General features: G+C 52.7%; 25 protein-coding genes. 23 read left to right on the forward strand and 2 right to left on the reverse strand.

Features of this window, described 5'->3' with window-relative positions; genetic code table 11:
• From POTG_RS24500 to POTG_RS20475, 8 genes are all read left to right on the forward strand, one after another.
• Positions 1-206, forward strand: a 206-nt coding sequence (locus POTG_RS24500; RefSeq protein WP_036646469.1) for a hypothetical protein, incomplete at its 5' end; no start/stop codon positions are given.
• Between the two features lie 867 nt (positions 207-1,073).
• On the forward strand, positions 1,074-1,568 hold the full coding sequence (locus POTG_RS20445) for a phosphatidylglycerophosphatase A family protein (RefSeq protein WP_009226741.1): 495 nt from the start codon (positions 1,074-1,076) through the stop codon (positions 1,566-1,568).
• A 250-nt stretch (positions 1,569-1,818) separates the two neighbouring features.
• A complete protein-coding gene (locus tag POTG_RS20450; RefSeq protein ID WP_009226742.1) occupies positions 1,819-2,007 on the forward strand; it encodes a hypothetical protein in 189 nt (62 codons plus the stop codon).
• Positions 2,008-2,130: 123 nt separating this feature from the next.
• Complete coding sequence (accD, locus tag POTG_RS20455; RefSeq protein WP_009226743.1) at positions 2,131-3,024, forward strand: acetyl-CoA carboxylase, carboxyltransferase subunit beta; 894 nt, start codon at positions 2,131-2,133, stop codon at positions 3,022-3,024.
• Entirely contained in the window at positions 3,025-4,125 is a 1,101-nt protein-coding gene (locus POTG_RS20460; RefSeq protein WP_009226744.1) for an acetyl-CoA carboxylase carboxyltransferase subunit alpha, read from the forward strand. It abuts the gene before it with no gap.
• A 247-nt stretch (positions 4,126-4,372) separates the two neighbouring features.
• Positions 4,373-5,794 carry a pyruvate kinase gene (gene pyk / locus POTG_RS20465; protein ID WP_009226745.1) on the forward strand — a complete coding sequence of 474 codons (1,422 nt, stop codon included), beginning with the start codon at positions 4,373-4,375 and terminating at the stop codon, positions 5,792-5,794.
• Between the two features lie 136 nt (positions 5,795-5,930).
• Complete coding sequence (locus POTG_RS20470) at positions 5,931-6,350, forward strand: acyl-CoA thioesterase (protein WP_009226746.1); 420 nt, start codon at positions 5,931-5,933, stop codon at positions 6,348-6,350.
• Between the two features lie 66 nt (positions 6,351-6,416).
• Positions 6,417-6,809, forward strand: a complete 393-nt coding sequence (locus tag POTG_RS20475) for an FxsA family protein (RefSeq protein ID WP_009226747.1) — start codon at positions 6,417-6,419, stop codon at positions 6,807-6,809.
• Positions 6,810-6,904: 95 nt separating this feature from the next.
• On the opposite strand, the gene ytvI is transcribed toward POTG_RS20475, so the two are convergent.
• Positions 6,905-8,023 carry a sporulation integral membrane protein YtvI gene (ytvI, locus tag POTG_RS20480; protein ID WP_009226748.1) on the reverse strand — a complete coding sequence of 373 codons (1,119 nt, stop codon included), beginning with the start codon at positions 8,021-8,023 and terminating at the stop codon, positions 6,905-6,907.
• A gap of 352 nt (positions 8,024-8,375) precedes the next feature.
• On the opposite strand from ytvI, the gene citZ reads away from it, so the two are divergent.
• From citZ to POTG_RS20495, 3 genes are all read left to right on the forward strand, one after another.
• Positions 8,376-9,488, forward strand: a complete 1,113-nt coding sequence (citZ, locus tag POTG_RS20485; RefSeq protein ID WP_009226749.1) for a citrate synthase — start codon at positions 8,376-8,378, stop codon at positions 9,486-9,488.
• A gap of 87 nt (positions 9,489-9,575) precedes the next feature.
• Positions 9,576-10,871 (forward strand): NADP-dependent isocitrate dehydrogenase, encoded by a 1,296-nt coding sequence (icd, locus tag POTG_RS20490; protein WP_016312838.1) that lies wholly within the window; start codon positions 9,576-9,578, stop codon positions 10,869-10,871.
• Positions 10,872-11,050: 179 nt separating this feature from the next.
• On the forward strand, positions 11,051-11,476 hold the full coding sequence (locus POTG_RS20495; protein WP_009226751.1) for a hypothetical protein: 426 nt from the start codon (positions 11,051-11,053) through the stop codon (positions 11,474-11,476).
• An 81-nt stretch (positions 11,477-11,557) separates the two neighbouring features.
• Here the strand turns inward: POTG_RS20495 and POTG_RS20500 are convergent, their stop codons facing one another.
• On the reverse strand, positions 11,558-11,911 hold the full coding sequence (locus tag POTG_RS20500; protein ID WP_009226752.1) for a helix-turn-helix domain-containing protein: 354 nt from the start codon (positions 11,909-11,911) through the stop codon (positions 11,558-11,560).
• Positions 11,912-12,075: 164 nt separating this feature from the next.
• On the opposite strand from POTG_RS20500, the gene POTG_RS20505 reads away from it, so the two are divergent.
• From POTG_RS20505 to POTG_RS20560, 12 genes are all read left to right on the forward strand, one after another.
• The gene (locus POTG_RS20505) at positions 12,076-12,966 is read left to right on the forward strand and encodes a glycosyltransferase family 2 protein (protein WP_009226753.1); all 891 of its coding nucleotides are present in this window, start codon (positions 12,076-12,078) and stop codon (positions 12,964-12,966) included.
• Positions 12,967-13,065: 99 nt separating this feature from the next.
• Positions 13,066-13,935, forward strand: coding sequence for an SDR family oxidoreductase (locus POTG_RS20510; protein WP_009226754.1), 870 nt, complete (start codon positions 13,066-13,068; stop codon positions 13,933-13,935).
• 304 nt (positions 13,936-14,239) lie between these two features.
• On the forward strand, positions 14,240-15,793 hold the full coding sequence (locus tag POTG_RS20515; protein ID WP_009226755.1) for a fumarate hydratase: 1,554 nt from the start codon (positions 14,240-14,242) through the stop codon (positions 15,791-15,793).
• Between the two features lies 1 nt (position 15,794).
• The gene (pnpS, locus tag POTG_RS20520; RefSeq protein WP_036646475.1) at positions 15,795-17,591 is read left to right on the forward strand and encodes a two-component system histidine kinase PnpS; all 1,797 of its coding nucleotides are present in this window, start codon (positions 15,795-15,797) and stop codon (positions 17,589-17,591) included.
• Positions 17,592-17,738: 147 nt separating this feature from the next.
• A complete protein-coding gene (locus POTG_RS20525) occupies positions 17,739-18,464 on the forward strand; it encodes a response regulator transcription factor (RefSeq protein ID WP_009226757.1) in 726 nt (241 codons plus the stop codon).
• 116 nt (positions 18,465-18,580) lie between these two features.
• A complete protein-coding gene (locus tag POTG_RS20530; protein ID WP_009226758.1) occupies positions 18,581-19,807 on the forward strand; it encodes a methyl-accepting chemotaxis protein in 1,227 nt (408 codons plus the stop codon).
• 238 nt (positions 19,808-20,045) lie between these two features.
• Positions 20,046-20,801, forward strand: a complete 756-nt coding sequence (gene pstB / locus POTG_RS20535; RefSeq protein ID WP_009226759.1) for a phosphate ABC transporter ATP-binding protein PstB — start codon at positions 20,046-20,048, stop codon at positions 20,799-20,801.
• A gap of 18 nt (positions 20,802-20,819) precedes the next feature.
• Complete coding sequence (gene phoU, locus POTG_RS20540) at positions 20,820-21,479, forward strand: phosphate signaling complex protein PhoU (protein WP_009226760.1); 660 nt, start codon at positions 20,820-20,822, stop codon at positions 21,477-21,479.
• 156 nt (positions 21,480-21,635) lie between these two features.
• Positions 21,636-24,296, forward strand: coding sequence for a DNA polymerase I (polA, locus tag POTG_RS20545; protein ID WP_009226761.1), 2,661 nt, complete (start codon positions 21,636-21,638; stop codon positions 24,294-24,296).
• A 40-nt stretch (positions 24,297-24,336) separates the two neighbouring features.
• Positions 24,337-25,194: a DNA-formamidopyrimidine glycosylase gene (gene mutM / locus POTG_RS20550; protein ID WP_009226762.1), complete on the forward strand. Its 858-nt coding sequence runs from the start codon at positions 24,337-24,339 to the stop codon at positions 25,192-25,194.
• 54 nt (positions 25,195-25,248) lie between these two features.
• On the forward strand, positions 25,249-25,845 hold the full coding sequence (gene coaE / locus POTG_RS20555) for a dephospho-CoA kinase (RefSeq protein ID WP_009226763.1): 597 nt from the start codon (positions 25,249-25,251) through the stop codon (positions 25,843-25,845).
• The gene (locus POTG_RS20560) at positions 25,842-26,405 is read left to right on the forward strand and encodes a lytic transglycosylase domain-containing protein (protein WP_009226764.1); all 564 of its coding nucleotides are present in this window, start codon (positions 25,842-25,844) and stop codon (positions 26,403-26,405) included. The genes coaE and POTG_RS20560 overlap by 4 nt, the downstream gene beginning before the upstream one ends.
• Positions 26,406-26,441 lie beyond the last annotated feature (36 nt).

The following is a 26,441-nucleotide window of genomic DNA, read 5'->3' on the forward strand; positions in this document are numbered from 1 at the left end:
TCACGGCCGCGGCGGAGAACGCGCGCCTGCTGGAGCGGCTCAAGTTGCTGCTGGAGCGGCATCCCGGCCCGATCGCGACGGTGCTGTTCTACGAAAGCACCGGTAAGCTCTTGGCCTTGAACGAGCGCTACAGCATCAAGCCTTCGCCCGCTTTGATCCGTGAAATGGAGCAGATGCTTGGCCCCGACACGGTCAAAATCAAATGACGGCGATCTGCCAATCTAGAGTCGCCATTACCCGGTTGCCAAAACCCGGTTCTGCACATGTGTGCAGTGCCGGGTTTTTAATTTGCCGGACCCCCACATCAGTTGCAACGGACTCCAGCGACGTTATTCCAGCATTTACGAGAAGACAGGCAAAATAACGGACCTGAGAGACCTTATTTCTTCTCATAGCGCCTGGAATCTCCTGTTTAGAGTTAAATAACGACCGTGGAGTCCGTTACATCGGGAAATGTGCGGGAAATGGGCAAATAGCGTCGCTGAGGTCCGTTAGCGCCGGTAAGCTTCGTCTTGGCGAGGAGCGGTTGGTGGGCGACGGGAGAAAGGGACATGCCATTAGCGCTTGGTGAGCAGATCCGCAGCAAGGGACAAGTTTTAACGAACATTTTCGGAGGGTGGTGCATACACTTAGGAACACGAATGACCAAGAATCGATCATGAAATGAATTCCGGCATCGTCAACAAGCGGGGGCTCCACAACTGGCCACAACGGTCCACATCGATTGGAATCAGTAAATGAGCAGGTACCGCTGCTCAAGAGGTGCGTCGGCTATTTGACGTTGACATTTGAGTAACGCTCGCACTTGATTGACATTGGCACCTGATTAACGCCAGCATTTGTCTGGTGCTAGCACCTTTCTGACGCCAGCACATGTCTGATGTCAGCAACTATCGGTCATCAGCAACTAGCAACTATCTTGCAACAGCACCTGCTTGACATCAACAACTGGAAGTTACGTTCACAACGCGTAGACAATCGACAGATGGACAGCACCCCGCAGCGTGACTACAACCCCATCGCGACAAATACCGGCAGCGGCGGTTGCGCCGGGATCAAGGGAGGAAGATACGATGACATATGAATTGGCGAAAGCGCAGCTGCTGCGCCGCGGAGTGAAGCTGGAGGATATCGCTCAAATTGTGCATTCGCTGCAAACGGCGTATCATGCCGATCTGACGCTGGACCAATGCTTGGAGAGCGTCAAAGCCGTGCTGCAGAAGAGAGAGGTTCAATATACCCTGTTTACGGGAATCGCCCTCGATGAGCTGGCCGAACAGAAGCGGCTTCCAGAGCCGCTGCAGGCAATCCTGGAGGCCGACGAACCGCTCTATGGCGTGGATGAGACGATGGCGCTCGGCATAACGAGCGTGTTTGGGATGATTGGCCTGACGAGCTTCGGCTATTTGGACAAGGTCAAACCGGAGATCATTGGGAAGCTGAACAATCGCGGCGAACGGATTCACGTCTTTCTCGACGATTTAGTCGCCGGTCTCGCTGCCGCGGCTTCCGCCCGGATCGCCCATAAGCATGAACAGGCCGCTACGTACCCATCCAGTCCCTCTTAAACGAACTAGAGCAGCTTGCCTTTGGACGAGATGCCTCCCTAATCCAACGCCCTTAACCCATTTCCTCTGATAACAGCTTACAGAGAAATGCCCCCTGTAACTTTGATCCTAGCGCCGGGCTCTGCGGCAAATCCGTGCCGCGAGCCGCTTTCGGCGCGGGTTTCCTTTTGTTGCGGGATTTTTGAAAATTATGTTATCATTACTCTATTATACGGGCTCAAAGATTAGGTTAGGGGGCTTTGAAAAGGGCATGTGGACTGTTATGTATATTGCGCCTACCGCGAAAGTTGCGGACATGATCAAGACGAAACTCACCGAAGAAGGCTTCCTTGTCCAAACACGTCCTGTTAATTTATCCAAACAGCAATATGAGATTTTAGTACCTTCCGGGGAACTGGAAGAAGTGCAAGAAGTGTTGAATTCGATTTTGCATCCATAGCAAAGGGATTCGAGATTCCTAGTGCAGATGAGGCCTAGAAGTGCGGGTTCATATAGGGTCGTCTGGGTTTTTATAGACTTTGTGGAACTGCTACGATAAATAAACGGCTGAAGAGGTGTAGTTGTGTTCAAAGATTTGTTTCAGAAGAAGAGGAAGTACGCGACCATTCCCTCAGGACGAACCGGCAATGAAGAGGGCTCGCCGCAGGCAGATCGCCCCAAACGCGAAATTCCGGAAGGCCTGATGAATAAATGCGGCCGCTGCGGCGCGATTCAGTACAGCAAAGAACTGGAGAAGAATTTGATGGTGTGCCCTTCCTGTGGACACCATATGCGGCTGAACGCTCTGGATCGGATTCGCTATACCTTTGATGAAGGCAGCTTTACGGAGTACGATGCCGACCTGATCTCGGTCGATCCGCTGAAGTTCCCGGGGTATGCCAGCAAGCTGGAGCAGCAGGCTTTGAAATCGGGATTACGCGAAGCGGTGGTGACCGGCGAGGGGACCATCCATGGCTATCCTGCCGTGGCAGCCGTGATGAGCTTCGATTTCTTCACCGGGAGCATGGGATCGGTTGTAGGGGAGAAAATTACGCGTGCGATCGAGACGGCCATCGAAAAACGCCTGCCGATGATCATTTTCTCCACATCTGGCGGAGCGCGGATGCAAGAGAGTATCCTAAGTTTGATGCAGATGGCCAAGACGAGCGCCGCTTTGGCCCGATTAAGCGAACATGGCGGTTTATATATCTCAGTCATTACAGACCCGACGACGGGTGGTGTATCGGCTAGTTTTGCCATGCTTGGCGACATTATTGTGGCCGAGCCCGGGGCCGTGTTTGGTTTTGCCGGAAGAATCGTTATTGAGCAGACGATCCGTCAGAAGCTTCCGGACGACTTCCAGACGGCGGAATTTAACCTGCAGCATGGTCAGATCGATCTTGTCGTGCACCGCAAGGATATGAAATCGACGCTGGCGAAATTGCTAGAATTGCACGGCGTGAAGGGAGGAGTATAAATGGCAGGCGAATTGCCTTTTGAGACGCCTCTTGTGAAGCTGCGTGAGAAGATTTCCGAATTGGAGCAGTTTGGCAAAGAGAAGGGAATCGATTTTACAGAAGAAATCGCGCGCTTGGAAGAGCGTTACCGGCAGCTGGAGGAAGAGATCTACAGCAACATTTCTCCCTCCCAAAAGATGCACCTGGCCCGCCATCATCAGCGACCGACATCCCTGGATATGATCGGCCTGATCTTTGAAGATTTCATCGAACTCCACGGGGACCGGGTGTTTGGTGACGATTTGGCCGTCGTTGGCGGGCTCGCCAAGCTGGGCGGCGTACCGGTAACGGTGATCGGACAGCAGCGGGGCAAGGATACGAAGGATAATATCGCCCGCTTCTTCGGCAGCGCTCATCCGGAGGGCTTCCGCAAGGCGCTGCGACTCATGCAGCAGGCGGACAAGTTCCGGCGGCCGATCATTACGTTTATCGATACGAAGGGCGCCTATCCGGGAATTACGGCGGAGGAGCGCGGGCAATCGGAAGCGATCGCTCGGAATTTGCGCGAGATGTCGATGCTGCGGGTACCGATCATCTGCGTTGTTCTCGGAGAAGGCGGAAGCGGCGGCGCGCTCGCCCTTGGCGTAGGCAACCGCGTGCTGATGCTGGAGAATGCCATTTACTCCGTTATTTCGCCAAACGGAGCGGCCTCGATCCTTTGGAAGGATGCCTCCAAGGCGGATCAGGCGGCGGAAGCGATGAAGATCACCGCCCAAGATCTACTCGCGATGGGCGTCATTGAAGAGATTGTTCCCGAACCGCGCGGCGGCGCGCACCGGGATTACGATTCGACAGCCGCCTCGATCAAAGAGGCGTTGCTTCGTCATTTGGAAGAACTGTCCAACTTGAATCCCGATGAGCTGGTGGAGGACCGTTATCGGAAGTTCCGCAAAATCGGCGAGTTTCAGGTGGCAGGCAAGGCAGAAGAGCCGAAGGCACAGGAAACTGTGGTGCCGGAAACGGTGGCTGAGGTCGCCGGCATCCCTGAGGATGAGAAGTCTTCAGAAGCGCCAAGCGAACCGGAGGCGGCTTCGAAAGTTCAAACTGCCAAGCCAAGTTAAAGTTTCACAGCGATAACCTTACGGGGGAACCTACGGGACCTGCGGTAAGGTTATTTTCGCTGTTTTCAGGAAATACTGGAAGTTTAGATGCCGAGAATCCCTGCGCTTAGCCAAGTCGTTAGGCGCGTAATCATGGATAGTTCGTTACAATATGATAAACTTCCTATACAAATCGACAAAACTGTAGTAAATTTAGTTGTTGGAAAAGATTATATAGAGAGAACTATTTTAAACGGAGGAAACCCAAATGCGCAAAACAAAAATCGTATGTACTATCGGTCCTTCTAGTGAATCGTTAGAAAACATCAAGAAGCTGATCATGGCCGGAATGAACGTCGCTCGCTTGAACTTCTCCCACGGTGATTACGAAGAGCATGGGAACCGGATCAAGAATATTCGTCAAGCGAGTGCGGAGCTGGGGAAATCGATCGCCATACTGTTGGACACCAAAGGTCCTGAAATCCGTACCGGTAAATTGAAAGAAGAGCCTATCGAGCTGGTACAGGATGAATTCATTACCTTGACGACCGAAGAAATTCTCGGCGATAAGAACCGGATTTCCATCACATACAAAGATCTTCCTGGAGATGTGGAAGTCGGTTCGACGATTCTGATCGACGACGGTTTGATTGGTTTGACAGTCGTTGACATTCAAGGAACGGAAATCAAATGCCGCATCGTCAATGGCGGAACGATCAAGAGCAAAAAAGGCGTGAACGTACCCGGCGTAAACATTTCCCTGCCAGGCATCACTGAGAAAGACGCTAACGACATTAAGTTCGGGATCGAGCAAGGCATCGATTTTATTGCCGCTTCCTTCGTTCGTAAAGCGAGCGACGTGCTTGAAATTCGTCAACTGCTGGAGCAACACAACGCAACTCATATTCAAATCATCTCTAAAATCGAAAACCAACAAGGTGTGGACAACCTTGATGAAATCCTGGAAGTATCTGACGGCCTGATGGTTGCTCGCGGTGACCTCGGCGTGGAAATTCCTGCGGAAGATGTACCGCTCGTGCAAAAACGCATGATCGAGAAATGTAACCGTGTTGGCAAACCGGTCATCACAGCAACGCAAATGCTTGACTCCATGCAACGCAACCCAAGACCTACGCGCGCAGAAGCCAGCGACGTGGCTAACGCGATTTTTGACGGTACGGACGCAATTATGCTCTCCGGTGAAACGGCTGCCGGGAAATATCCGGTGGAATCGGTGCTAACGATGTCCCGCATCGCAGAGAAAGCAGAATCCGCTTTGGAATATCGTGAAATCTTCTTGAAGCAAAGCAATGCCCAACAAACGACCGTAACCGAAGCGATCAGCCAAGCAGTTGCCAACTCGGCGCTGGAGCTGAACGCGAAAGCGATCATTACTTCGACGGAAACCGGTTATACGGCACGGATGGTCTCCAAATATCGTCCGAAAGCACCAATTATCGCTGTGACGACGGAAGATCAAACCTTGCGCCGCCTGGCCCTGAACTGGGGCGTAACGCCGGTGAAAGGCGATATCGCCAGCACGACGGACGAAATGTTCGACAAAGCGATGAAGGGCGGCTTGGATTCCGGACTGGTGAAGGAAGGCGACCTCGTAGTCATTACTGCCGGGGTACCGCTCGGACGTTCCGGTTCCACGAATCTGGTGAAAATCGGGCAAATCCGCAAGTAGCTTAAGGTTTATATACATCGACTTCAAGTCACAAAGAAAGCAATGGGGCCCGCTGAGGGACCATTGCTTTTTTTGCCGCGGGAACGGGAACTGTACCTGCGGCAGCATCAGGCAAATCAGAAAGGAGCGGAGAATCGTGTACGTATGCGAACTGTCTATTGAGCCGAAATATTCGGAGTTTGACATGATGGGGATCATTTACCATGCCCGTTATATCGAGTGGTTCGAGCAGGGGAGGCTGCATCTGAGCCGGAATCTCGGCTTCGATTATTTCGATATGGAGCAGGCGGGGTATATCTCGCCCGTTCACGAAATGAAAGTAGAATATAAACGCGGGATCCGGTACGGGGATACCGTCCTGCTTAAGACCCGGGTCATTGAGAACAACGGGGTTAAAACGGCCTACGGATATGAGGTGTATAACGGGGAAGGCACGTTGTGCGTCGAGGGTTCTTCTTCGCATTATGTCGTTCGCCGCGAGGATTTCAAACCGGTGCAGTTCAAGAAGGTGTTCCCGGAATGGTACGCGGCGTTGGAGGAAGCCCGAAAACCGTAAAATTTTGATTATGTGACGCGGAGGCGGTAAAATACAAGTACAGGAATGTGATAAAGGAGTCCTGATATGCGTAAATGGATAGCCGCTCTCATCGTGTTGATTCCGATTGTTGAGTTTTGGGGGTATATGTACGTCGGCGAGAAGCTGGGCGTTGGGAAGACGATATTTTTGACGCTGGCGACTTCGGTCATCGGCGGGTTGATGATGCAATTTGAAGGACGTAAGGTGCTCGCGGATGCCCGAGCTCAGATGAGCGGCGGCCAACTTCCGGGACGAATGGTCCTAGATGGCTTATGCGTATTTGCCGGCGGGATTCTGCTGCTGATCCCTGGCTTCATTACCGATATCATTGGGTTTACGATGGTGTTTCCGCTGACGCGTATTCTCTATCGGATCCCGCTGATGAAATGGGTCAGCAAGAAGATCAAGGACGGAACGATTACGTATTTCCGCCGTTAACTCTGGTGGCAGGCAGCCCCTAAACAAGTCAAGAAAGGCATCTCGTCTCGGAGGGACGGGATGCCTTTTTTTTTTTTTCAAGCGTGAAGCTAATTCTATCTCAATCGACCATGCAAAATATAGTTCCGCAAATCCCGGACAACACCTGCACGGACGGCAGCACCCAGGATGACCAGCGTCACCGGACCGATGATCAGTCCCAATACGCCAAACAGCTTGAGCCCAACAAACATGGCGATCAGCGTGGGCAGGGGATCAAGTCCTACGCTGCTGGCCAGGACCTTTGGTTCAATGAGCTGACGGGCCAGCAGGATGACGCCGTACAAGACGGCCAGTCCAATCCCCAGCGTGTCGTGACCGGTGGCAAAGGCGTAGATGAGCCAAGGAATCATCACTGTACCGACACCGAGATAGGGCAACAGGTCGACAAGGCCGATCAGCAGGGCGTAGGTGAAGGCGGAATCGACGCCGAGGATGAGCAAGCCGATGAGAACGATAAATGCGGTGATCGAGATCATGATAAATTGCGCGCGCAGATAACCCGATAACGCCCGCTGGAGGTCGCGCCAGATGGCGCCTACGGTTTTGCGGAACGGCGCAGGGACCGAGGCGGCCAGAAATCGCATATCCCGCTCCCAATGATTGCTGATAAAAAAGGTGGCCAGCAGGATCACCCCGAGGATCACCCCTAAATTCGGGAGCGAGGAGAGCAGGTTGACGATCGTTTCCAAGACGTGATTGATAAGACGGGATACAAACGATCCGAACCTTTCAGCGGTATTGTCGATGTTTTTGTGGATCGTATTTTCATAGCCAGGGTTATCCGCAATAAACCGGTTGATTTCGGTAATGATCGACTGAATGCCTTCGCTTTGCGTCCATGAGATGAGCAGATTCCTCCACTCGGCGATCCGGTGATCAAAGGATTCGGCGAAATGAATGAGCTCTTTGACCAGCCGCGTTAAGGCCGCTGACACAATGATTCCTGCACTGCCTACATAAATGAACAATGAAAGCGTCACGGCCAGCCATTTAGGCACTTGCAAGTGTCTTTGGAACCACAGGACCAACGGATTCATCGCGTAGGCGATCAGCCAGGCGATAAGAAATGGATAACCGAGCGGGAGGAGCCAGTAGATCGCCAGGACGGAGACGATGAGGACAATGCATATCCAGCTGCCGCGCAGCACGCGCTTGACGATCACGTGATCCAAGTGGCATCTCCCCTTTTTCCCAGAAACCTGTCCTAGTTCAACTCTATGATTTGTCCACCTCGAATATTCCGCAGTGCACATTTTTTGGAAGTTGTGATATAATTCATTGCACAACTGCAATCGTTTACAAAATTTCTTTATTGTTGTGATAAAATCATTTAATGTACCCGGCGGTGCTGAAGCGGTTCCCATGTTTTCGGAAATCCAGTATGATGAAGAAGTAAGCGGTGGAGCTCTATTTTTGCAATTATAGGCCCGTTATTGGTTAACTTCGAAAATTTAAAACTTTCAATTTTGAGAGTGTTTCATGGGCTTGTTTGCTCACAAAATGTTAACAAAGGAGAGATGAATCATGACAGCTACGAAAGGCCTGGAAGGCATTGTTGCGGCAACCTCTTCGATCAGCTCCATTCATGATGGCGTTCTCGCTTATCGTGGTATCAATATCGACGAATTGGCGGAACGTGCGAGTTTTGAAGAAACAGCTTATTTGTTGTGGTACGGCAAATTGCCTAATCGAGCCGAATTGGACCGCCTGCAGCAGCAATTCAGCGATTACGCCGAAGTTCCTGAAGCGGTGCTAGAACAGATGAAGCTGTATCCGCAGACTGCTAACACGATGGCAGTGCTTCGTACTGCCGTATCGGCTCTTGCTTTGTATGATGAGAACGCCAATGACAACTCCCGCGAAAGCAACCAATTAAAGGCGATTAAGCTGCAAACCCAAATACCGACCCTGATTGCCGCGTTTGCCCGGATCCGGGAAGGTAAGGAGCCTGTCGCTCCGCTGAAGAACGTATCGATCGCACACAACTTCTTGTACATGCTGACCGGCGAGGAACCGGATCCGATTGCCGTTCGCGCTTTGGATCAAGCGCTGGTGCTGCATGCCGACCACGAGTTGAACGCTTCGACGTTCTCTGCACGGGTAACGATTGCAACGCTGTCTGATATTTACTCCGGAGTGACCTCCGCGATTGGCACCTTGAAGGGACCGCTGCACGGCGGCGCCAATGAAGCGGTGATGAATATGCTGGCCGAGATCGGGACGCTCGATCAAGTAGAGCCGTATATTCAGAAGAAGCTGGCCAATAAGGAGAAAATTATGGGCTTTGGCCACCGGGTATACAAAAACGGCGATCCGCGCGCAAAACACCTGCAAAATATGTCCCGTCAGCTGAGCATTCTGAAGGGCGATACCACGTTGTACGATATGTCCGTCAAAGTGGAACAGCTGGTCACCGCGCAAAAAGGGCTGAAGCCGAACGTTGACTTCTATTCCGCTTCCGTATATACGATGCTGGGCATTCCGCGTGACCTGTTTACGCCGATTTTTGCCATCAGCCGCTTGTCCGGTTGGACAGCTCATATTCTGGAGCAGTTGGAAGATAACCGCTTGATCCGTCCTCGTGCGGAATATACCGGTGCTACCAATCAGAAATACGTTCCTATCGAATTAAGATAAACAGCAATACGGGAGCTCCAAGGAACATTGTGGTAAAATGGAGACCGTGAGATGCAGCAAACAGACTTGAAGGAGGAAAACGTAAAAATGTTGAAACTCGAAAAGTTTGATCTTCCTACTGAAGGCGAGAAAATTACGATTCAGAATGGGAAGCTCCAGGTGCCTAACAACCCGATCATTCCGTTTATTGAGGGCGACGGGACTGGCCGTGATATTTGGAAAGCTTCGAAACGCGTACTCGACGCCGCCGTGGAGAAAGCCTACGGCGGTGAGAAGAAAATCGCGTGGTATGAAGTGTTCGCCGGCGAAAAGGCCTTCAATACATACGGGGAGTGGCTGCCAGCGGATACGCTGACGGCGATCCGTGAATATATTGTGGCCATTAAAGGACCGTTGACTACGCCAATCGGCGGCGGCATCCGCTCGCTGAACGTGGCGCTCCGTCAGGAGCTGGACTTGTACGTCTGCCTTCGTCCGGTCCGTTATTTCCAAGGCGTGCCTTCTCCGGTGAAGCATCCTGAGCTCGTGGACATGGTGATTTTCCGCGAGAACACGGAGGATATCTATGCCGGCATCGAGTATAAAGAAGGCTCCGAGGAAGTTAAGAAAGTGCTGGCCTTCCTGCAAAACGAAATGGGCGTGAAGAAAATCCGCTTCCCGGAAACGTCCGGTATCGGTATCAAGCCGGTTTCGGAAGAAGGGTCGAAGCGTCTTGTTCGCGCAGCGGTTGAATATGCGATCAAGCATGGCCGTAAGAGCGTTACGCTGGTGCATAAAGGCAACATCATGAAGTTTACGGAAGGCGCGTTTAAGAATTGGGGTTATGAAGTGGCGGAAGCCGAATTCGGCGATAAAGTGTTTACTTGGGCCGAATACGACCGGATTAAGGAACAGTCCGGTGTGGATGCAGCGAACCAAGCGCAGAAAGCGGCAGAAGCCGAAGGCAAAATCATCGTGAAAGATGCCATTGCCGATATTGCGCTTCAACAAGTATTGACGCGGCCGACGGATTTTGACGTCATCGCTACGTTGAACCTGAATGGCGACTACTTGTCCGACGCCTTGGCAGCGCAAGTAGGCGGCATCGGTATCGCGCCAGGCGCTAACATCAACTACGTCACCGGACATGCGATCTTCGAAGCAACGCATGGTACAGCTCCGAAGTATGCGGATCTCGACGTGGTGAACCCGGGCTCTGTGATTCTGTCGGGCGTCATGATGCTGGAGCATCTGGGCTGGCAAGAAGCGGCGGATCTGATCTATAAAGGCTTGGAAATTTCGATTAATAACAAAACGGTGACCTACGACTTTGCCCGCTTGATGGACGGAGCAACGGAAGTGAAATGCTCCGAGTTTGCTGATCATGTCATCAAAAACATGTAATCGTTCATTTTAAGCTTTAGCAGGGCAATCTCCGTTGATGTAGACCCTCCCTAGCGTTTGGCAGGGAGGGCTTTTTTTGCCTTGTCCTTCAGCGATTTCTTTGGTTTCCATCCTTTGTTTCCATCCATAAATAAAATAGATTATAATAAATGTAATTGACACGAAAGGACGGTTAGGTCATGTACCAAGTCATGTTATTCCTACATATTGTCGGCGCATTGGCGCTTGGCTTCTATCTGGTTCTGCCGTTTGTGCTCGGCCGAATCGGCAAATTGTCGCTGGCGGCTCAGGAAGGGACGGTATCGGCAGTGATCTCCCTGAACCGGTACGCGCAAATCGGGCTGATCATCCAATTGTTGACGGGCGGTTATTTGATTGGACAAGGCACTTACTCCGTCGCGTGGATGATTGTGATCGTCATCTTGTACCTGGCGATCGGCGCGTTTAGCGGAATTATGGCCAAGCCGCTGCGCTTGGCGCTGGAAGGAATTCGTAAGAATCAAACCGTGACGGCGGAGGAAGGGAAGCTGCGTACATTAAGCGCTCTGCTCTCCGTGACGGTATTGCTTATTTCGTTCTTTATGGTGTTCAGCACCATTATTTAATCGAAAAGTTCAAAGACCTGCCGGTAGATTTACCGGCAGGTCTTTTTGCTGAACGCTGCTTTAAGCCGCGTTGGCGCTTGGTTAGGAAGGACTTTGATTCGCTTTTTTTAACTCGTCCAAATGGGTGAACATTAATTTTAAAATATCGAGCGCCAGTTGTTTCTCTTTCGTAGAACGGTTCATGACGATCTGTTGGATCTGATCCAAGAAATGGTCGTCACTGATCTCAATCGAATCGTGGAGCAAATAATCAACGGTAACGCCCAATTGATTCGCCAATTTCACCAGCGTTTCCAGGGACAAACTGCGTTCTCCCCGTTCGATTTGTCCTATGTATGCGTCCGAAACTTCAATGCGTTCGGCGAGTTTTTCCTGGGTCAAGTGCATTTTATGCCGTTCTTGACGCAGCCTTTTCCCCAATGCCTCGTAATCCATATTACCCCTCCTGTATTTACCTTAAGTTAGAACCTGATGGAAAGATAATAAACTACAGGTTTTGTTTGTATTTACTGCAAGTACGAATTGGGTTATTATGGAATTACAGGATTTTTTAAATTATATCCTATTATTTATTCTAACTAAATATAAGGAGATCATGTATGTCTTCCTCATCAACTTCAGTTTCAATTATTATCGCTGTCAAGAATAACGGAATCGATTTGTACACGACGATGGAATCTTTAAAAGTGTCGCATACGACCTTGCCTTATGAAGTGATTATCGTTGATGAAGGTTCGATTGACGGGTGCTGTGATTTTTTGATGAATTACCGGTTCGATCGGCCGATTCAACGGATCAAGGGAGAGCCCGGAACATCGGCGCGCAATCTCGGCGCAGCGCATGCGAGAGGGGATTACCTGATCTTCAGCGGCTCTCATTTATATTATGATGACGGATGGATGGAGCGGCTGCTGGAGCCGCTGATGCAGGGACAAGCCGATGCCGTGTCACCTGCGTTTGAGAAGAGTGAACGCTCTACTGCCCCGGCCGGTAAGGACGTCGGAGGGATGATTGGCTTGTTGCGCCGCTACCCGATCCAGAGTGCAGGTCAGAATCTAGACATCCCGTGGTTGTCCTGGGAATGCTTTGCGGTCCGGCATGATACGTTTCGGGAGATGGAGGGGATGGTGGACGGCTTTTTCGGCAAAGATGTGGAGACGGCTGAATTTTCCTTGAGGCTTTGGCTGCAGGGTGGAACCTGTCGCATCGTCCCGGATGTGACGTTAATGCAGGTGTTCCGTCAGAATTTCCCCTATGACAATAGCCGGGAAATGTGGGGTGTGGATCTACTGACCCTTGCGAACTTACATTTTGGGGATGAACTGACTTCGGTTTGTCGGGAACAGGTGAATCAGGCGTTTGGCGAAGAGTTGTTGGAAGCAGCACAGCTCAGCCCACTGGCATTAGCTCGGAAGGAGAAATTTGCTTCCCTGCGGAAGCACGATGCAGCATGGTTGTTTGAACGATTCGGGGTCCATTGGAAATCATAGACGGATAAGCTGGGGATGTCAGGCTATCCTAAGAGGTGAGTGAGTGGACAGGTACGTTCGTACCGAGGTTCACCAATTACCGTAAAGGAGGATGCAGCAATGGCAGGTAATGGACAAGCGAAGCAAACCTTGCCGCCTCAGCATCAAAACCATCAGCCAGGTATCGAATCCGAGATGCACCCGCGTCCAGAATATGAAGGGAACTACAAGGCAGCAGGCAAGCTAAAGGGCAAAGTGGCGCTGATCACCGGAGGTGACAGCGGTATTGGCCGGGCGGTGGCGGTAGCTTACGCTAAAGAGGGTGCCGATGTGGCCATCGTCTACTTAAATGAACACGAGGATGCGAACGTGACTCGACAGGAAGTCGAACAAGAAGGACGCAAATGCCTGTTGATCGCCGGTGATATCGGCGACGAAGCATTTGCCGAGAAGGCGGTACAACAGACGGTACAGGAGCTCGGACGCTTGGACATCCTGGTGAACAATGCGGCTGAGCAGCATCCGCAGCCAGACATTACAGCCATTTCGGCGGCACAACTGGAGAAGACATTCCGGACGAACATCTTTTCCATGTTTTATTTGACGAAGGCAGCGATGCCGCATTTACGCAAGGGCAGCTCAATTATTAATACGGCATCGGTAACGGCTTATAAAGGCAACCCGCAGCTGATTGACTACTCCGCCACGAAAGGGGCAATTGTCAGCTTCACGCGGGCGTTATCGATGAACGTTGTTGGAAGCAAAGGCATCCGGGTGAATGCTGTTGCCCCGGGACCGATCTGGACGCCCCTCATCCCGTCTACCTTCGATGCGAAGCAAGTATCCGAATTTGGTGGAACAACGCCAATGCAACGGCCTGGTCAACCGGAGGAGTTGGCTCCGGCTTACGTCTTCTTGGCTTCGGATGATTCTTCGTATATGAGCGGCCAGGTGCTGCATATCAACGGCGGTGAGATTGTCAACGGCTAGCCTTCAGGCTAAGATTCTGAGATTGGATCAACCCATGCAATCGAACCCTCAAGAGATTCGGCACAGTACCGAACAAGCTTGAGGGTTCTTTCCGTATTTTTCGCCGATTCAGCCTTTCAAAGGAATTCTTCAGTGATAATTCTCACTCATTTCGGAGCTGATTTTGGACAGAAATCGTCAACCGAAACGAGTTCTTATGTTATTATTAATCTGAAGAATGCGATAGGTTAACGACACCATGTGATGAAGGATATTACGCGCCAAAGGGTCAAACAAGATGGCAGGGAGAGGGGAATCTTGGATCATGCACCAGTTTGAAGAAAGCGTATACGAATTGATTGTGGAAGCTTCAACGAAATTGCCGGGCGACGTTCGGCGTGCAGTGAATCGGGGCCGTGCCTTGGAAAACCGGGCGACACGGGCCGGTTTGGCCATGTCGACCATCGCGCAGAACATTCGGATGGCGGAGGAGCAGGTTTCACCGATCTGCCAGGATACCGGGATGCTCACGTTTATGATACACACGCCGGTAGGGGCGAATCAAATTGAAATGAAAAAGGCGATTCACGCCGCGGTGAAGCGCGCCACGGAAGAAGGCAAGCTGCGTTCCAATTCGGTAGATTCGCTCACAGGAGCGAACAGCGGAGACAATTTAGGCCCAGGGACGCCAGTCATTCATTTCGAGCAATGGGAGCAGGACTCGATCGACATCCGGCTGATCTTAAAAGGCGGCGGGTGCGAAAATAAAAATATCCAGTACAGCCTTCCAACCGAGCTGGAGGGGCTGGGCCGTGCCGGACGGGACCTCGACGGCATCCGTAAATGTATCCTGCATGCCGTGTACCAAGCGCAGGGGCAAGGCTGCAGCGCAGGATTTCTTGGCGTGGGCATCGGCGGCGACCGTACGACGGGATACGAGCTGGCTAAACAGCAACTGTTCCGCCCGCTGGATGACGTGAACCCAAATCCGGATTTGGACCGACTTGAAAAATATATTATGGAAACCGCCAACCAGTTGGGTATCGGAACGATGGGCTTTGGCGGGGAAGTCACTCTCTTAGGCTGCAAAATCGGGGCGATTAACCGGCTTCCGGCAAGTTTCTTTGTCTCCGTTGCTTATAACTGCTGGGCGTTCCGCCGTCAGGGCGTGGAGATCGATCCGGCAACCGGGGCGATCCGTGAATGGCTTTATGAACGCGGCAGCGAGGTGCCGGTGGACGGCGAGCTTGAATCGGTTGCAACAGGAGCAGCTGCCGAAGGGACTCCAGCGCCAGCCAGCAGAGAAGTTGTGCTGCAAACCCCAGTGACGGAAGAGCAAATCCGCAGCCTGCGGGTGGGCGATGTGGTGATCATCAACGGGGAAATGCACACTGGACGGGATGCTCTGCACAAATATTTAATGGATCACGACGCCCCGTTGGATTTGAACGGTGCGGTCATTTACCACTGCGGACCGGTCATGCTGAAAGACGAGGAAGGTTGGCACGTGAAGGCGGCCGGACCAACAACCAGCATCCGCGAAGAACCGTATCAAGGGGATATCATGAAGAAATTTGGCATCCGCGCCGTGATCGGCAAGGGCGGCATGGGGCCGAAGACGCTAGCTGCCTTGAAAGAGCATGGCGGCGTGTATTTGAATGCGATTGGCGGGGCAGCGCAGTACTATGCGGAATGTATCAAGAAAGTCAACGGCGTTGATTTCTTGGAATTTGGCGTTCCGGAAGCGATGTGGCATCTCGAGGTCGAAGGTTTTGCGGCGATCGTAACGATGGATTCGCACGGGGACAGCCTGCATGAAGGCGTGGAGAAAGATTCGTTGGCGAAGCTCGCCGCATTTAAGGATCCGGTGTTTAAATAACATGAAAACCTTTCGCTCGCGCCTAACCCTCATCCTGATGATTTTGCTGGGCATCTCCATGCTGGCTGCCGGCCTGGCGATGGCCCAGATGTTTAAGAATATGCATATTCGGGCGTTGGAGGACAATATGGCCCGGGAAATTAACTTGCTGGAAGCTACCGTGGATTTCGTTTCCGCCCAAGGGAATCCCGAGGCCCAGGCCTACTACGAACGTCAAGCGAAGCAATTCGAGGAGCTGACCGGTTCCCGAGTCACGTTCATTACCCTGGACGGGAACGTTGTTGGCGATTCGGAATCCAATCCTGAGCATATGGATAACCATGCCCATCGTCAGGAGATTGAATCTGCAGCGGGCGGGAACGTCGGGAGTGCGATCCGGTACAGCGAAACGATCGGCGAAAATATGCTGTACGTCGCCCAGCGCGTGACCGCCGGCGAATTTGACGGCTATATCCGTCTTTCGATGAGTTTGGCTGACGTGGAGGAGGGGCTAGCCCAAGCCTGGATGTGGCTGTTTGGCGCGTTGCTTGTTCTATTCCTCATCGCGGGGCTGGTGAGTTACCGGGTGGCGGCGGGGTTAACGAAGCCGCTGGAACAAATTACTCGCGTAGCCCACCGTATCTCTCGATTTGATTACGACGCGAGAGTCAAGCTGGCCCGTAAGGACGAAATCGGTCAACTGGGCATGGCAATAAACGGAATGGCGGACAGCTTGCAGCAGCAGCTCAAGCGGATCCGGGATAACGAGGATTTGATGCAAAGCGTCCTCGCAAATATGACCGGCGGTATTCTTATGGTAGATGCCACCGAGCATATCGCCTTGATTAACCGGAAAGCGGAACGCATCCTCCATACCAAGGGCGAGCTGGTGTTAGGCAAACCGTATCAGGAGCTCAAGCGAAATTACGAATTCGTTAAATTTATGGAGGAAGGCATCGCCCGGAAAGAAGCGGTACAGGAAGAACGCAACGTCTACGATCCCGAGGAGAAAATATTGCATTTCGACGGGGTGCCGATGTTTGAGGATAACGGCAACTATCGCGGCATGTTGTTCCTGGTGCAGGATGTCACCGAAATCCGCAAGCTGGAACGGATGCGCAGCGAATTCGTGGCCAACGTATCCCACGAATTAAAGACGCCCATTGCCGCGGTCAAAGGCTTTGCCGAAACGCTGCTCGCCGGCGGGGTGAAGGACGAGGAGACCACCCGTTCCTTCCTGCAGATCATCTATGATGAAGGCGACCGGTTGAACCGGCTGATTGGCGACCTGCTTGAGCTGTCCAAAATCGAATCGAAGCGGGTGCCGCTGGAGTACGCGCCCGTGCAGTTAAGCGAGCTGTTTGACAGTCTTTATGAAGTGCTTCTCCCGGCTGCGGAGAAGAAGTCGATCTCGATGTCGCATGACGTGCCCGAGCATTTATTTATCGAAGCGGACGAGGATCGGCTGCGGCAAATCTTTATGAATTTGCTGTCCAATGCGATCAGCTATTCCTTGGAAGGCGGGAAAGTGCGCGTTTCCGCAAGCATCATAGGCGAAGGCGGGGACGAGGAGAAGGTGCGTATTCTCGTTAGCGATACGGGTATCGGCATCCCTAAAAAGGATCTACCGCGAATTTTTGAACGGTTCTATCGGGTAGATAAAGCCAGATCCCGCAGCTCAGGTGGGACAGGACTTGGCCTGTCCATCGTCAAGCACCTCGTGGATCTGCACCGCGGCACGATCCGCGTGGAGAGCAAGGTTGGCGAAGGAACAACGTTTATTCTGGAACTGCCCCTGATGCATTCCCTGGATGATTAGGATCGGTCCGGGGATCATAAAAATAAAATGTAAACCGTTTTTTGTTTAACTTTACACTACGTTAACATTGCCGTGATATGCTGGGCTTGTCATTAAAGTGATATTGGTTCAGAGATGAACTTGTACCGCAAACAAATGGAGGGTACTATGACTCAACGTCTATTGGTTATCGAAGATGAACCGACGTTATCCCGGCTTTTGTCTTACAACCTGACGAACGAAGGCTATGAAGTTATCGTAGAGGATCACGGGCAAATCGGTTATGAAACCGCACTGCGGCAGGATTTTGATTTGATCTTGCTGGATTTGATGTTGCCGGGCATGAACGGTTTTGAGATCATGTCGAAGCTGCGCAGCGAGGGTGTGAAGACGCCGGTGATTATCCTGACCGCCAAAAATGCGGAGGAAGAGGTCGTCCAGGGCTTGAAATCCGGTGCTGACGATTATATCACGAAGCCGTTTGGCGTTGCGGAGCTGTTGGCTCGTGTTGCCGCCGTTCTCCGCCGTTCCACCGGCAAGGAAGAACGCGAGAAGCCGGCTGAGCAGGATAATTCACAAATCGTGCTGGGCGCCTTGACGATTTACCCCGAGAAATACGAGGTCACGTTAAACGGGGAACCAATCACGCTGAGACCTAAGGAGTTTGAGGTGCTGCTGTACTTGGCTCGCAAGCCCGGCGTGGTGATGACCCGAGACGATCTGATGAACGCCGTGTGGGGATTTGACTATATCGGAGGACAGCGGACGGTGGATGTGCACGTCAGTTCGCTGCGCAAGAAGCTTGAGCTGGATCCGCAGTCCGTGCATATCGATTCCATTCGCGGTGTTGGCTATAAACTGGTTGTGAATAAGAAGCAAGCGTCCATCATGTAACTTTTATGGTGGACGTTCTTTTTTACATAGGGCTAACATCCTGGGAACATAAGCTTAACATTATCCCTCTATGATTAGATCGAACGCAGCGTTTACATATGGGGGAGTGAAGCAGGTTGGGAAAACAGGCCATAGCACTGCTGGAAAGCTCGACAGATCAAGAGACAGGGAGCGGGACAGCAAGCAGCGAAGTAGGCGAGATTCACCGTGCGGCGTTGGTGAGGCAAGAGGATCGCTCGAATGGAGGGCGGGCAGGTGCAGGAAGTAGGGGGCTAACAACGGTTGAAGCCCGTTCCTTCTGTCGCAAGGTTCCGGTTATTGGCCCGGAGGTTCCCTGTCGCCAGGTGATGGGGGAGTTTCAAAGGCAGCCTGAGCTTCCGTGCATCGTGATTTGTGATGAGGATCACAAACCGTTGGGGCTGCTGATGCGGGATCGGTTTTTCCGCCATTTGGCGGGGCGGTTTGCCGCTGATCTATTTTATGAAGTCGCATCGTTTCAGTTTGCCGAGCAGCAACCTTTGATTTGCGAAGGTGATACGCCTGCTGGTGAACTGCTGGATCTGGCGTTGGGAAGGGAGGGAACCTCCTTCTTCGATGGTCTGATCTTAACCGATCAAGGGAAATATTACGGAATCCTGACGATTCAGGATCTGATGCAGATGTCCCGGGAGCTGCAGCGGGAGGCGGATGAAGCGAGGCAGGCGGCGGTGCGTGACAGCCGCGACCGGGTCGTAGAGATCGAGCAGTCGATTGCAGCGGTGGCGGAATCGGCAAAACGAAGCTTGCAGGAGACCGAGCGGATGAATGATTTATCGTTGGAGGGGCGGCAAGAGCTGGAGGCCGTGAAGGCGTCGTTTACCCGCGTGCTCGAGATGGCCCGTTCCCAAGAGAAGCAAATGGCCAAGCTGCTGGAGCAGATGCAGCAGATCTCATCGGTTGCGGATCATATCCGCAGTCTCGCGGACCAAAGCGGCATGCTGGCGATGAACGCCTCAATCGAAGCGGCACATGCCGGCGAGCACGGGCGCGGGTTTGCGGTCGTCGCCTCCGAGGTTCGTAAGCTTGCACTGCAGACCAAGCGATTCTCGGAGGAAATTGGCGACACGTTAGGGGTGGTGAATCACTTGATTCAGCAAACGGCAGCCACCGTCTCCTCAACAGCGGAGGAGATGGCGGAAAGCCACGAACGGGTCGGTAACGCGGACGGGACGTTCCAAGCGCTGGTGGAGTCCGCCCGGGCGGCAGAGCAGCGCAGCCAGGAGATGTTCCGCTCATCGGAAACGGCGGCCGAGCGAACGAGAACCGTGCTCTGGGAGTTACAACATTTAACATCACTTTCGTAAAATTTTACACCACGTTTACAATGTAGCTCATGTGCTTTTACATAAGTGCGATAGAATACAATTGTTTGACATGAGACAATTCGCGAATATGCGTATACTAGCTAAATCGATGTAGAATTGGCACGGGCTCGCGGGAAGGCGGGTACCGTGCTTCAAGCTTGCTTGGCATTCCCCGGCCCGTAACGGCTTAGAGGCTGCGGCCGGTGGCTTAGACGTATTTTGGTGAAGGAGAACTGCAATGAAACCTATCATCCGGATTCAAAAATTAAACTTATATTATGACCGATTCCATGCGTTAAAAGACGTTTCTCTGGATATTCCGGAAAAAGCAATCACCGCTTTCATTGGCCCCTCCGGCTGCGGCAAATCGACGCTTCTCCGCACATTGAACCGGATGAACGATATGATTCCGGGCACGCGGATCGAAGGGGTTGTCCAAATTGCCGACACCGACATTTACGGCGACGATGTTGAAGTGGAGGCTTTGCGCAAACGGGTGGGGATGGTGTTTCAGCAGCCGAATCCTTTTCCGAAATCGATTTATGACAATGTGGCTTATGGCCCGCGGTTACACGGCATCAAGAATAAAGCGGAGCTGGACGAGATCGTGGAACGAAGCCTTCGCCAGGCCGTGTTGTGGGACGAGGTGAAGGATTTCCTGAATCGGTCGGCCCTGAGCCTGTCCGGCGGACAGCAGCAGCGGCTTTGCATCGCCCGGGCGATCGCTGTGCAGCCGGATATTTTGCTAATGGATGAAGCCACTTCAGCGCTGGACCCGATCTCTACCCTCAAAATTGAAGAGCTGGTGCAGCAATTAAAAGATAGCTATACGATCGTTATGGTCACCCATAACATGCATCAGGCGGCGCGCATCTCGGGTAAGACGGTCTTTTTCCTGAACGGAGAAATTGTGGAGGCGGACGATACGCAGAAGCTCTTCTCCACGCCGCAGGATCCACGCACTGAAGATTACATTTCCGGTCGTTTCGGATAACAAGGAGGCTGCAGCAAGATGATTCAAAGAAAGGAATTTGATCAGAATCTGGAGGATTTACGGCAGCTGCTGAGAAAAATGGGCGAGCATGTGGAGGATGCCTTGACGGGGGCGATCAGCGCCCTGCAGGCTCTGGACTCGGCCAAAGCGAAAACCATCATTGAACGCGATGTCGAGCTGAACCGGATGGAAGAGCAAGTGATGGACCTCGGCTCGCGCCTGATCGTGACTCAGCAGCCGGTGGCCAAGGACCTGCGGCGGATTATCGTGGCGTTTAAAATTTCCAGCGATTTGGAGCGGATGGGAGACTTGGCGATCGATATCGCGAAGGTCACCCTGCGGCTGGAAGGCCAGCAGTTAATCAAGCCGCTCATCGATATCCCGAAGATGTCCGAGCTAGTCATACTGATGGTGCGGGAATCGCTGCAATCGTATTTGGATGAGAATACCGATCTGGCTTACAAAATGGCCAAGGATGACGACGAGGTAGATCACCTGTACAGCCAGATGATTCAAGAGTTGTACGGGTTTATGATCGAAAACCCGGAATCCCTCCAGCAGGCGATGCTGCTGACGCTGGTGGGCCGATACATCGAGCGAATCGCCGACCATGCAACCAATATCGGGGAAAGCGCCGTTTACCTGGTGACCGGGCATCGTCCTGACCTGAACCAATAACTTTGAAATGAAGTTTTTCGTGCGTCCAACCGGTCGCAGCTGGCGAAATTACGCAGGCTGCGACCGGTTTTTCTTTTCCAAGGACGGCTTTGGTGTTATCGGGATGGCCCCTGTGTTATCATAAGATAAGGTAGAATACTGTGGACGAGGTGTCGTATGGAAAAATTGATTCTTATAGATGGGAACAGCATCATTTACCGGGCATTTTTTGCGATGCCGCCGCTCACGAACTCCAGCGGGTTGCATACGAATGCCGTTTACGGTTTCACCAATATGCTGCTGCGCCTGATCCAAGAGGAGCGCCCTACCCATATGCTGGTTGCCTTTGATGCGGGCAAAGTGACGTTCCGGCATGAAGGCTATCAGGAGTATAAAGGAGGACGCGACAAAACGCCGCCGGAGCTGTCCGAGCAATTTCCGCTGATGCGCGAGCTGCTGGAGAGCTTTGGTATCGCCTGGTTTGAACTGTCCGGGTACGAAGCGGACGACATTATCGGCACCTTGAGCAAACGGGCGGAAGAGGCCGGTCATGAAGTGCTGGTCGTGACCGGCGATAAGGATATGCTGCAGGTCGTCAGCGATCGGGTTAAAGTGGCGCTAACGCGCAAGGGTGTCAGTGAAGTCGAGCCTTACGGCCCGCAGCAAATTGAAGAGAAATATGGGCTGAAGCCGCTGCAAATCATCGATTTGAAGGGCCTGATGGGCGATACGTCCGACAATATTCCGGGAGTGCCGGGAATCGGAGAGAAGACAGCCCTGAAATTGTTGCATCAATACGGTTCCGTTGAGGAAGTGTTGGCCCATACCGACGAATTGAAGGGCAAAATGAAGGAGAATCTGGTGAACCACGCAGAGGACGCCCGCATGAGCAAGCAGCTGGCAACCATCTTCCGAGAGGTTCCTATTGAACGCTCCTGGGAGGAGATGAAGTTTGACGGCATTCCGGAGGAAACCGCGGTCCCGATGCTGCGCAAGCTGGAGTTTAAGTCGCTGCTGGAGCGGATGTCCTTTGCCGGCGGCGAGAATGCAACCGGCGAAGCGGCTCGCGCGGAGCAGGTTGACATCCAGGTGACCACGGTGGACTTGGACAACCTTAAGGAGCTTACGGCCGATTTGCCAAACATCGAAGGAATCATCGTGGAGTCCCACGGGGAGAACCCGCATCAGGCCGAAATGATGGGCATGGTGCTGTCTACGGCCAGCCGCCACTACTTCCTGTCGTTTGACGTGCTGCAATCGGAGGCTGCGGCGGAAGTGCGCGCTTGGCTGGCGGACGAGCAGGTGCCGAAGCGCGGGTATGATCTGCACCGGGCGGATTTGGTGCTGTTCTGGCATGGCGTTGCTTTTGCCGGAGCCGAGCACGACGTGCAACTGGCGGCCTATTTGCTTGATCCGACGGAGAGCGACCAGACGATCAGCGGGCTGGCCGCGAAATACCAGCTGCCGCAGGTTCCCGGAGACGATGAAGTTTATGGCAAAGGCGCGAAATTCAAAGTGCCGGAGCCGGATGTATTGAGCCGTCATCTGGCTCGCAAGGCGGATGCATTGCTGCGGATCCTGCCTTTGCAGCGTGAGGATTTGGCGAAATACGAGATGGAGAAGTTATTTTATGAGCTGGAAATGCCGTTATCTCGGATTTTGGCCGACATGGAGAAGCAAGGCGTTGCCGTCAACAAGGAAGCCTTGAAAGAGCTGGGCGTGGAATTTGAAGCCCAAATCAATAAACTGGTTGCGCGTATTTATGAGATCGCCGGCCAGGAGTTTAATATCAATTCCACGAAGCAGTTAGGGGAAATTCTGTTTGATAAGCTGGGCCTGCCGGTCATCAAGAAGACGAAAACCGGCTACTCCACAGATGCGGAAGTGCTGGAGAAGCTGGCGCCTTACCATGAGATTGTGCAGTTTATTTTGGAATACCGCCAGCTGGCCAAGCTGCAATCGACCTATGTCGAGGGGCTGCTGAAGGAGATTTCGCCGAAAACGGGCAAAGTGCATACGTATTTCCGGCAGACGATTGCCGCCACCGGACGCTTGAGCAGCCAGTATCCGAACCTGCAGAATATCCCGATCCGGCTGGAGGAAGGCCGCAAAATCCGCAAGGTGTTTGTGCCGTCCGAGGAAGGCTGGTTTATTCTGTCCGCGGATTACTCGCAAATCGAGCTTCGGGTGTTAGCGCATATTTCCGGGGATCCAGGGCTGCAGGAAGCGTTCCTGCACGATATGGACATCCACACGAAGACGGCCATGGACGTGTTTGGCGTAGGACCGGATCAGGTGGACGCCAATATGCGACGTTCCGCGAAGGCGGTCAACTTTGGCATAGTCTATGGGATCAGCGATTACGGCCTGTCCCAGAACCTGAACATCACGCGGAAGGAGGCTGCTCGCTTTATTGAGCAATATTTTAATGCCTTCCAAGGGGTTCGGCGTTACATGGATGAGATCGTGAAGGCAGCTAAGCGTGACGGATATGTTAAGACGCTGCTGGAGCGCCGCCGTTATCTGCCCGAGATCAACGCCTCGAATTTCAACCTGCGTTCCTTCGCGGAACGGACGGCGATGAATACGCCAATTCAGGGGACAGCGGCGGATATCATCAAGCTGGCTATGGTGCGCATGGATGAGGAACTGCATAAGCACGGATTAAAGAGCCGCATGCTGCTTCAGGTGCATGACGAATTGGTGTTTGAGGTGCCGCCGGAGGAGCTGGAGTTCATGAGCAAGCTGGTTCCGGAGACGATGGGGAAAGCGTTGGAGCTCTCTGTACCGCTGAAAGCCGAAGTATCCAGCGGATTAAATTGGTACGAAGCGAAGTAAGCTCTGCGCATGACAACAACTTAGATCGAGGTGAGAGGATATGCCGGAATTGCCGGAGGTGGAAACGGTCCGACGGACCTTAACCCAATTGATCGTGGGCAAGACGATCCAAAGTGTTCATGTGTTTCTGCCGCGCATCATCCAACGGCCGGATGATATCCGACGGTTTGAAGCCGAACTTGCCGGCCATACCATCTTAGAGATTGGCCGCCGCGGAAAATTTTTGCGGATTATCATGGATGGGCTGGTGCTCGTCTCCCATTTGCGGATGGAAGGGCGTTACGGGCTGTATCAGCCCGGAGAAGAGGTGGAGAAGCATACCCATGTCATTTTCCGGTTTACGGACGGGACGGAACTCCGCTACAAGGATGTACGCCAGTTTGGTACGATGCATCTGTTTGCTCCTGGGGAGGAGTTTACGAACAAGCCGCTGGTGAAGCTGGGATTGGAGCCGCTGGAGGAGTCGTTTACCCTTCAAGCATTCCAGGACAAAATTTCCCGGCGAACCACGAAAATCAAGCCAGCCTTGCTGAACCAGGAATACATCGTTGGCTTGGGGAATATATATGTAGATGAAGCATTGTTTCGGGCAGGCATCCACCCGGAATATCCGGCGGACAAGCTGACCAAGAGGCAGCTGGAGCAGCTTCATGCCGCCATCGTTGAGACGTTAACCGAAGCGGTAGAAGCTGGTGGCTCCTCCATCAAATCGTACGTGAACGGGCAAGGGGAAATGGGGATGTTTCAACATTCCTTGCGGATGTACGGCCGCCAAGGTGAGCCTTGTCTGAACTGCGGACAGCCGGTGATGAAGACCGTTGTAGGGGGGCGGGGCACGCATTTTTGCCCGAATTGTCAGCCGCCTTATCGGACAAGCGGGTCTGCACGCGCCAAGTAACGGCTAACGAGATAGAACGAGGCTCCAAGTTATGAGTGTGAGGTGGATAGGGTTATGAACATCGGACTGACCGGAGGCATTGCGACCGGGAAAAGCACGGTTTCCCGATTGTTGGCCGAGCGTGGGGCCGCCATCATCGATGCAGATGTGATCGCCAGGGAGATTATGGAGCCGGGCCATCCGGTATTGGCCGCCGTTAGCGAACGATTTGGCCCGGGCGTGCTGCACCCCGATGGAACGCTGAATCGCAAGAAGCTAGGCGAGATCGTCTTCTCGCATCCGGAGGAGCGCAAGGCGCTGGAGGCACTAACGCATCCGGCGATCCGCGCTGAAATGAAGCGGCGCATGGAAGAGCTGGAAGCAGCGGATCCTCACAGATTGGTGGTGGCGGATATCCCGCTGCTTTATGAATCGGGTCTTGATCCGTTATACGATCAAATTATGGTTGTCTACGTCCCCCGCGAGGTACAGTTAACCCGGTTGATGTTGAGGGACGGGTTATCGAAGGAGGCGGCCGAGCAGCGGATCAGCGCCCAGATGGATATCGAAATCAAGAAAGAGAGGGCGGATATTTTGATTGATAACAGCGGTGGACTTGAGGAAACGAAGCGGCAGATAGATGACTTTTGGCGGGATCAGGGACTACGATGAGGTGGCTTCGCAAAAAAAGAGTCTTGCTTCTGTTGTTTATCGGTTTCATCATCCTCATCTTTTTTAATTCGGCATGGCTTTCGTTGTTTTACCCGATTTATTATAAAGAAGAAATCCGGCGGCATGCCAAGAACAACGGCCTGGATCCGTTTATTGTTGCAGCGATCATTAAGGTGGAGACGAACTACAAATCGGGCGTGGAGTCCCGGAAAGGCGCGCTCGGAATTATGCAGATTATGCCCGATACGGCGGAGTGGGTGATTTCCAAAGCGAAGTTGCCCAATACAACGCTGGAAGACATCCGCAACGAGACGGAAACGAATATCCAGATCGGCACCTGGTATCTGAGATCGCTCTCCCAGCAATTTGACGGTAACACCATCGCCATGATCGCAGCGTATAATGCCGGACCAACCAATGTGAAAAATTGGCTGAAGAGCGGGCGATGGGACGGACGACTGGAGACGGTGCAAAATATTCCGTTTGGCGAGACCCGGCATTACGTCCAGCGGGTATCCCACTATTACAAACAATATTTAAAGATATATGATGATTTTTAAGGGGGCCTAAGGTTATAACAAAAGAAAGCATTGACC

This window comes from Paenibacillus sp. oral taxon 786 str. D14 (assembly GCF_000159955.1).
GTDB classification, from domain to species: Bacteria; Bacillota; Bacilli; order Paenibacillales; family Paenibacillaceae; genus Fontibacillus; species Fontibacillus phoenicis.

What these genes read in the sequence shown, in the direction of transcription:
- POTG_RS20445 (WP_009226741.1), top strand. Translation starts at nt 1,074, where the DNA reads ATGACATATGAATTGGCGAAAGCGCAGCTGCTGCGCCGCGGAGTGAAG.
- POTG_RS20450 (WP_009226742.1), top strand. Translation starts at nt 1,819, where the DNA reads ATGTGGACTGTTATGTATATTGCGCCTACCGCGAAAGTTGCGGACATG.
- POTG_RS20460 (WP_009226744.1), top strand. Translation starts at nt 3,025, where the DNA reads ATGGCAGGCGAATTGCCTTTTGAGACGCCTCTTGTGAAGCTGCGTGAG.
- pyk (WP_009226745.1), top strand. Translation starts at nt 4,373, where the DNA reads ATGCGCAAAACAAAAATCGTATGTACTATCGGTCCTTCTAGTGAATCG.
- POTG_RS20475 (WP_009226747.1), top strand. Translation starts at nt 6,417, where the DNA reads ATGCGTAAATGGATAGCCGCTCTCATCGTGTTGATTCCGATTGTTGAG.
- citZ (WP_009226749.1), top strand. Translation starts at nt 8,376, where the DNA reads ATGACAGCTACGAAAGGCCTGGAAGGCATTGTTGCGGCAACCTCTTCG.
- icd (WP_016312838.1), top strand. Translation starts at nt 9,576, where the DNA reads ATGTTGAAACTCGAAAAGTTTGATCTTCCTACTGAAGGCGAGAAAATT.
- POTG_RS20495 (WP_009226751.1), top strand. Translation starts at nt 11,051, where the DNA reads ATGTACCAAGTCATGTTATTCCTACATATTGTCGGCGCATTGGCGCTT.
- POTG_RS20500 (WP_009226752.1), bottom strand. Translation starts at nt 11,911, where the DNA reads ATGGATTACGAGGCATTGGGGAAAAGGCTGCGTCAAGAACGGCATAAA.
- POTG_RS20505 (WP_009226753.1), top strand. Translation starts at nt 12,076, where the DNA reads ATGTCTTCCTCATCAACTTCAGTTTCAATTATTATCGCTGTCAAGAAT.
- POTG_RS20510 (WP_009226754.1), top strand. Translation starts at nt 13,066, where the DNA reads ATGGCAGGTAATGGACAAGCGAAGCAAACCTTGCCGCCTCAGCATCAA.
- POTG_RS20515 (WP_009226755.1), top strand. Translation starts at nt 14,240, where the DNA reads ATGCACCAGTTTGAAGAAAGCGTATACGAATTGATTGTGGAAGCTTCA.
- pnpS (WP_036646475.1), top strand. Translation starts at nt 15,795, where the DNA reads ATGAAAACCTTTCGCTCGCGCCTAACCCTCATCCTGATGATTTTGCTG.
- POTG_RS20525 (WP_009226757.1), top strand. Translation starts at nt 17,739, where the DNA reads ATGACTCAACGTCTATTGGTTATCGAAGATGAACCGACGTTATCCCGG.
- pstB (WP_009226759.1), top strand. Translation starts at nt 20,046, where the DNA reads ATGAAACCTATCATCCGGATTCAAAAATTAAACTTATATTATGACCGA.
- phoU (WP_009226760.1), top strand. Translation starts at nt 20,820, where the DNA reads ATGATTCAAAGAAAGGAATTTGATCAGAATCTGGAGGATTTACGGCAG.
- polA (WP_009226761.1), top strand. Translation starts at nt 21,636, where the DNA reads ATGGAAAAATTGATTCTTATAGATGGGAACAGCATCATTTACCGGGCA.
- mutM (WP_009226762.1), top strand. Translation starts at nt 24,337, where the DNA reads ATGCCGGAATTGCCGGAGGTGGAAACGGTCCGACGGACCTTAACCCAA.
- coaE (WP_009226763.1), top strand. Translation starts at nt 25,249, where the DNA reads ATGAACATCGGACTGACCGGAGGCATTGCGACCGGGAAAAGCACGGTT.
- POTG_RS20560 (WP_009226764.1), top strand. Translation starts at nt 25,842, where the DNA reads ATGAGGTGGCTTCGCAAAAAAAGAGTCTTGCTTCTGTTGTTTATCGGT.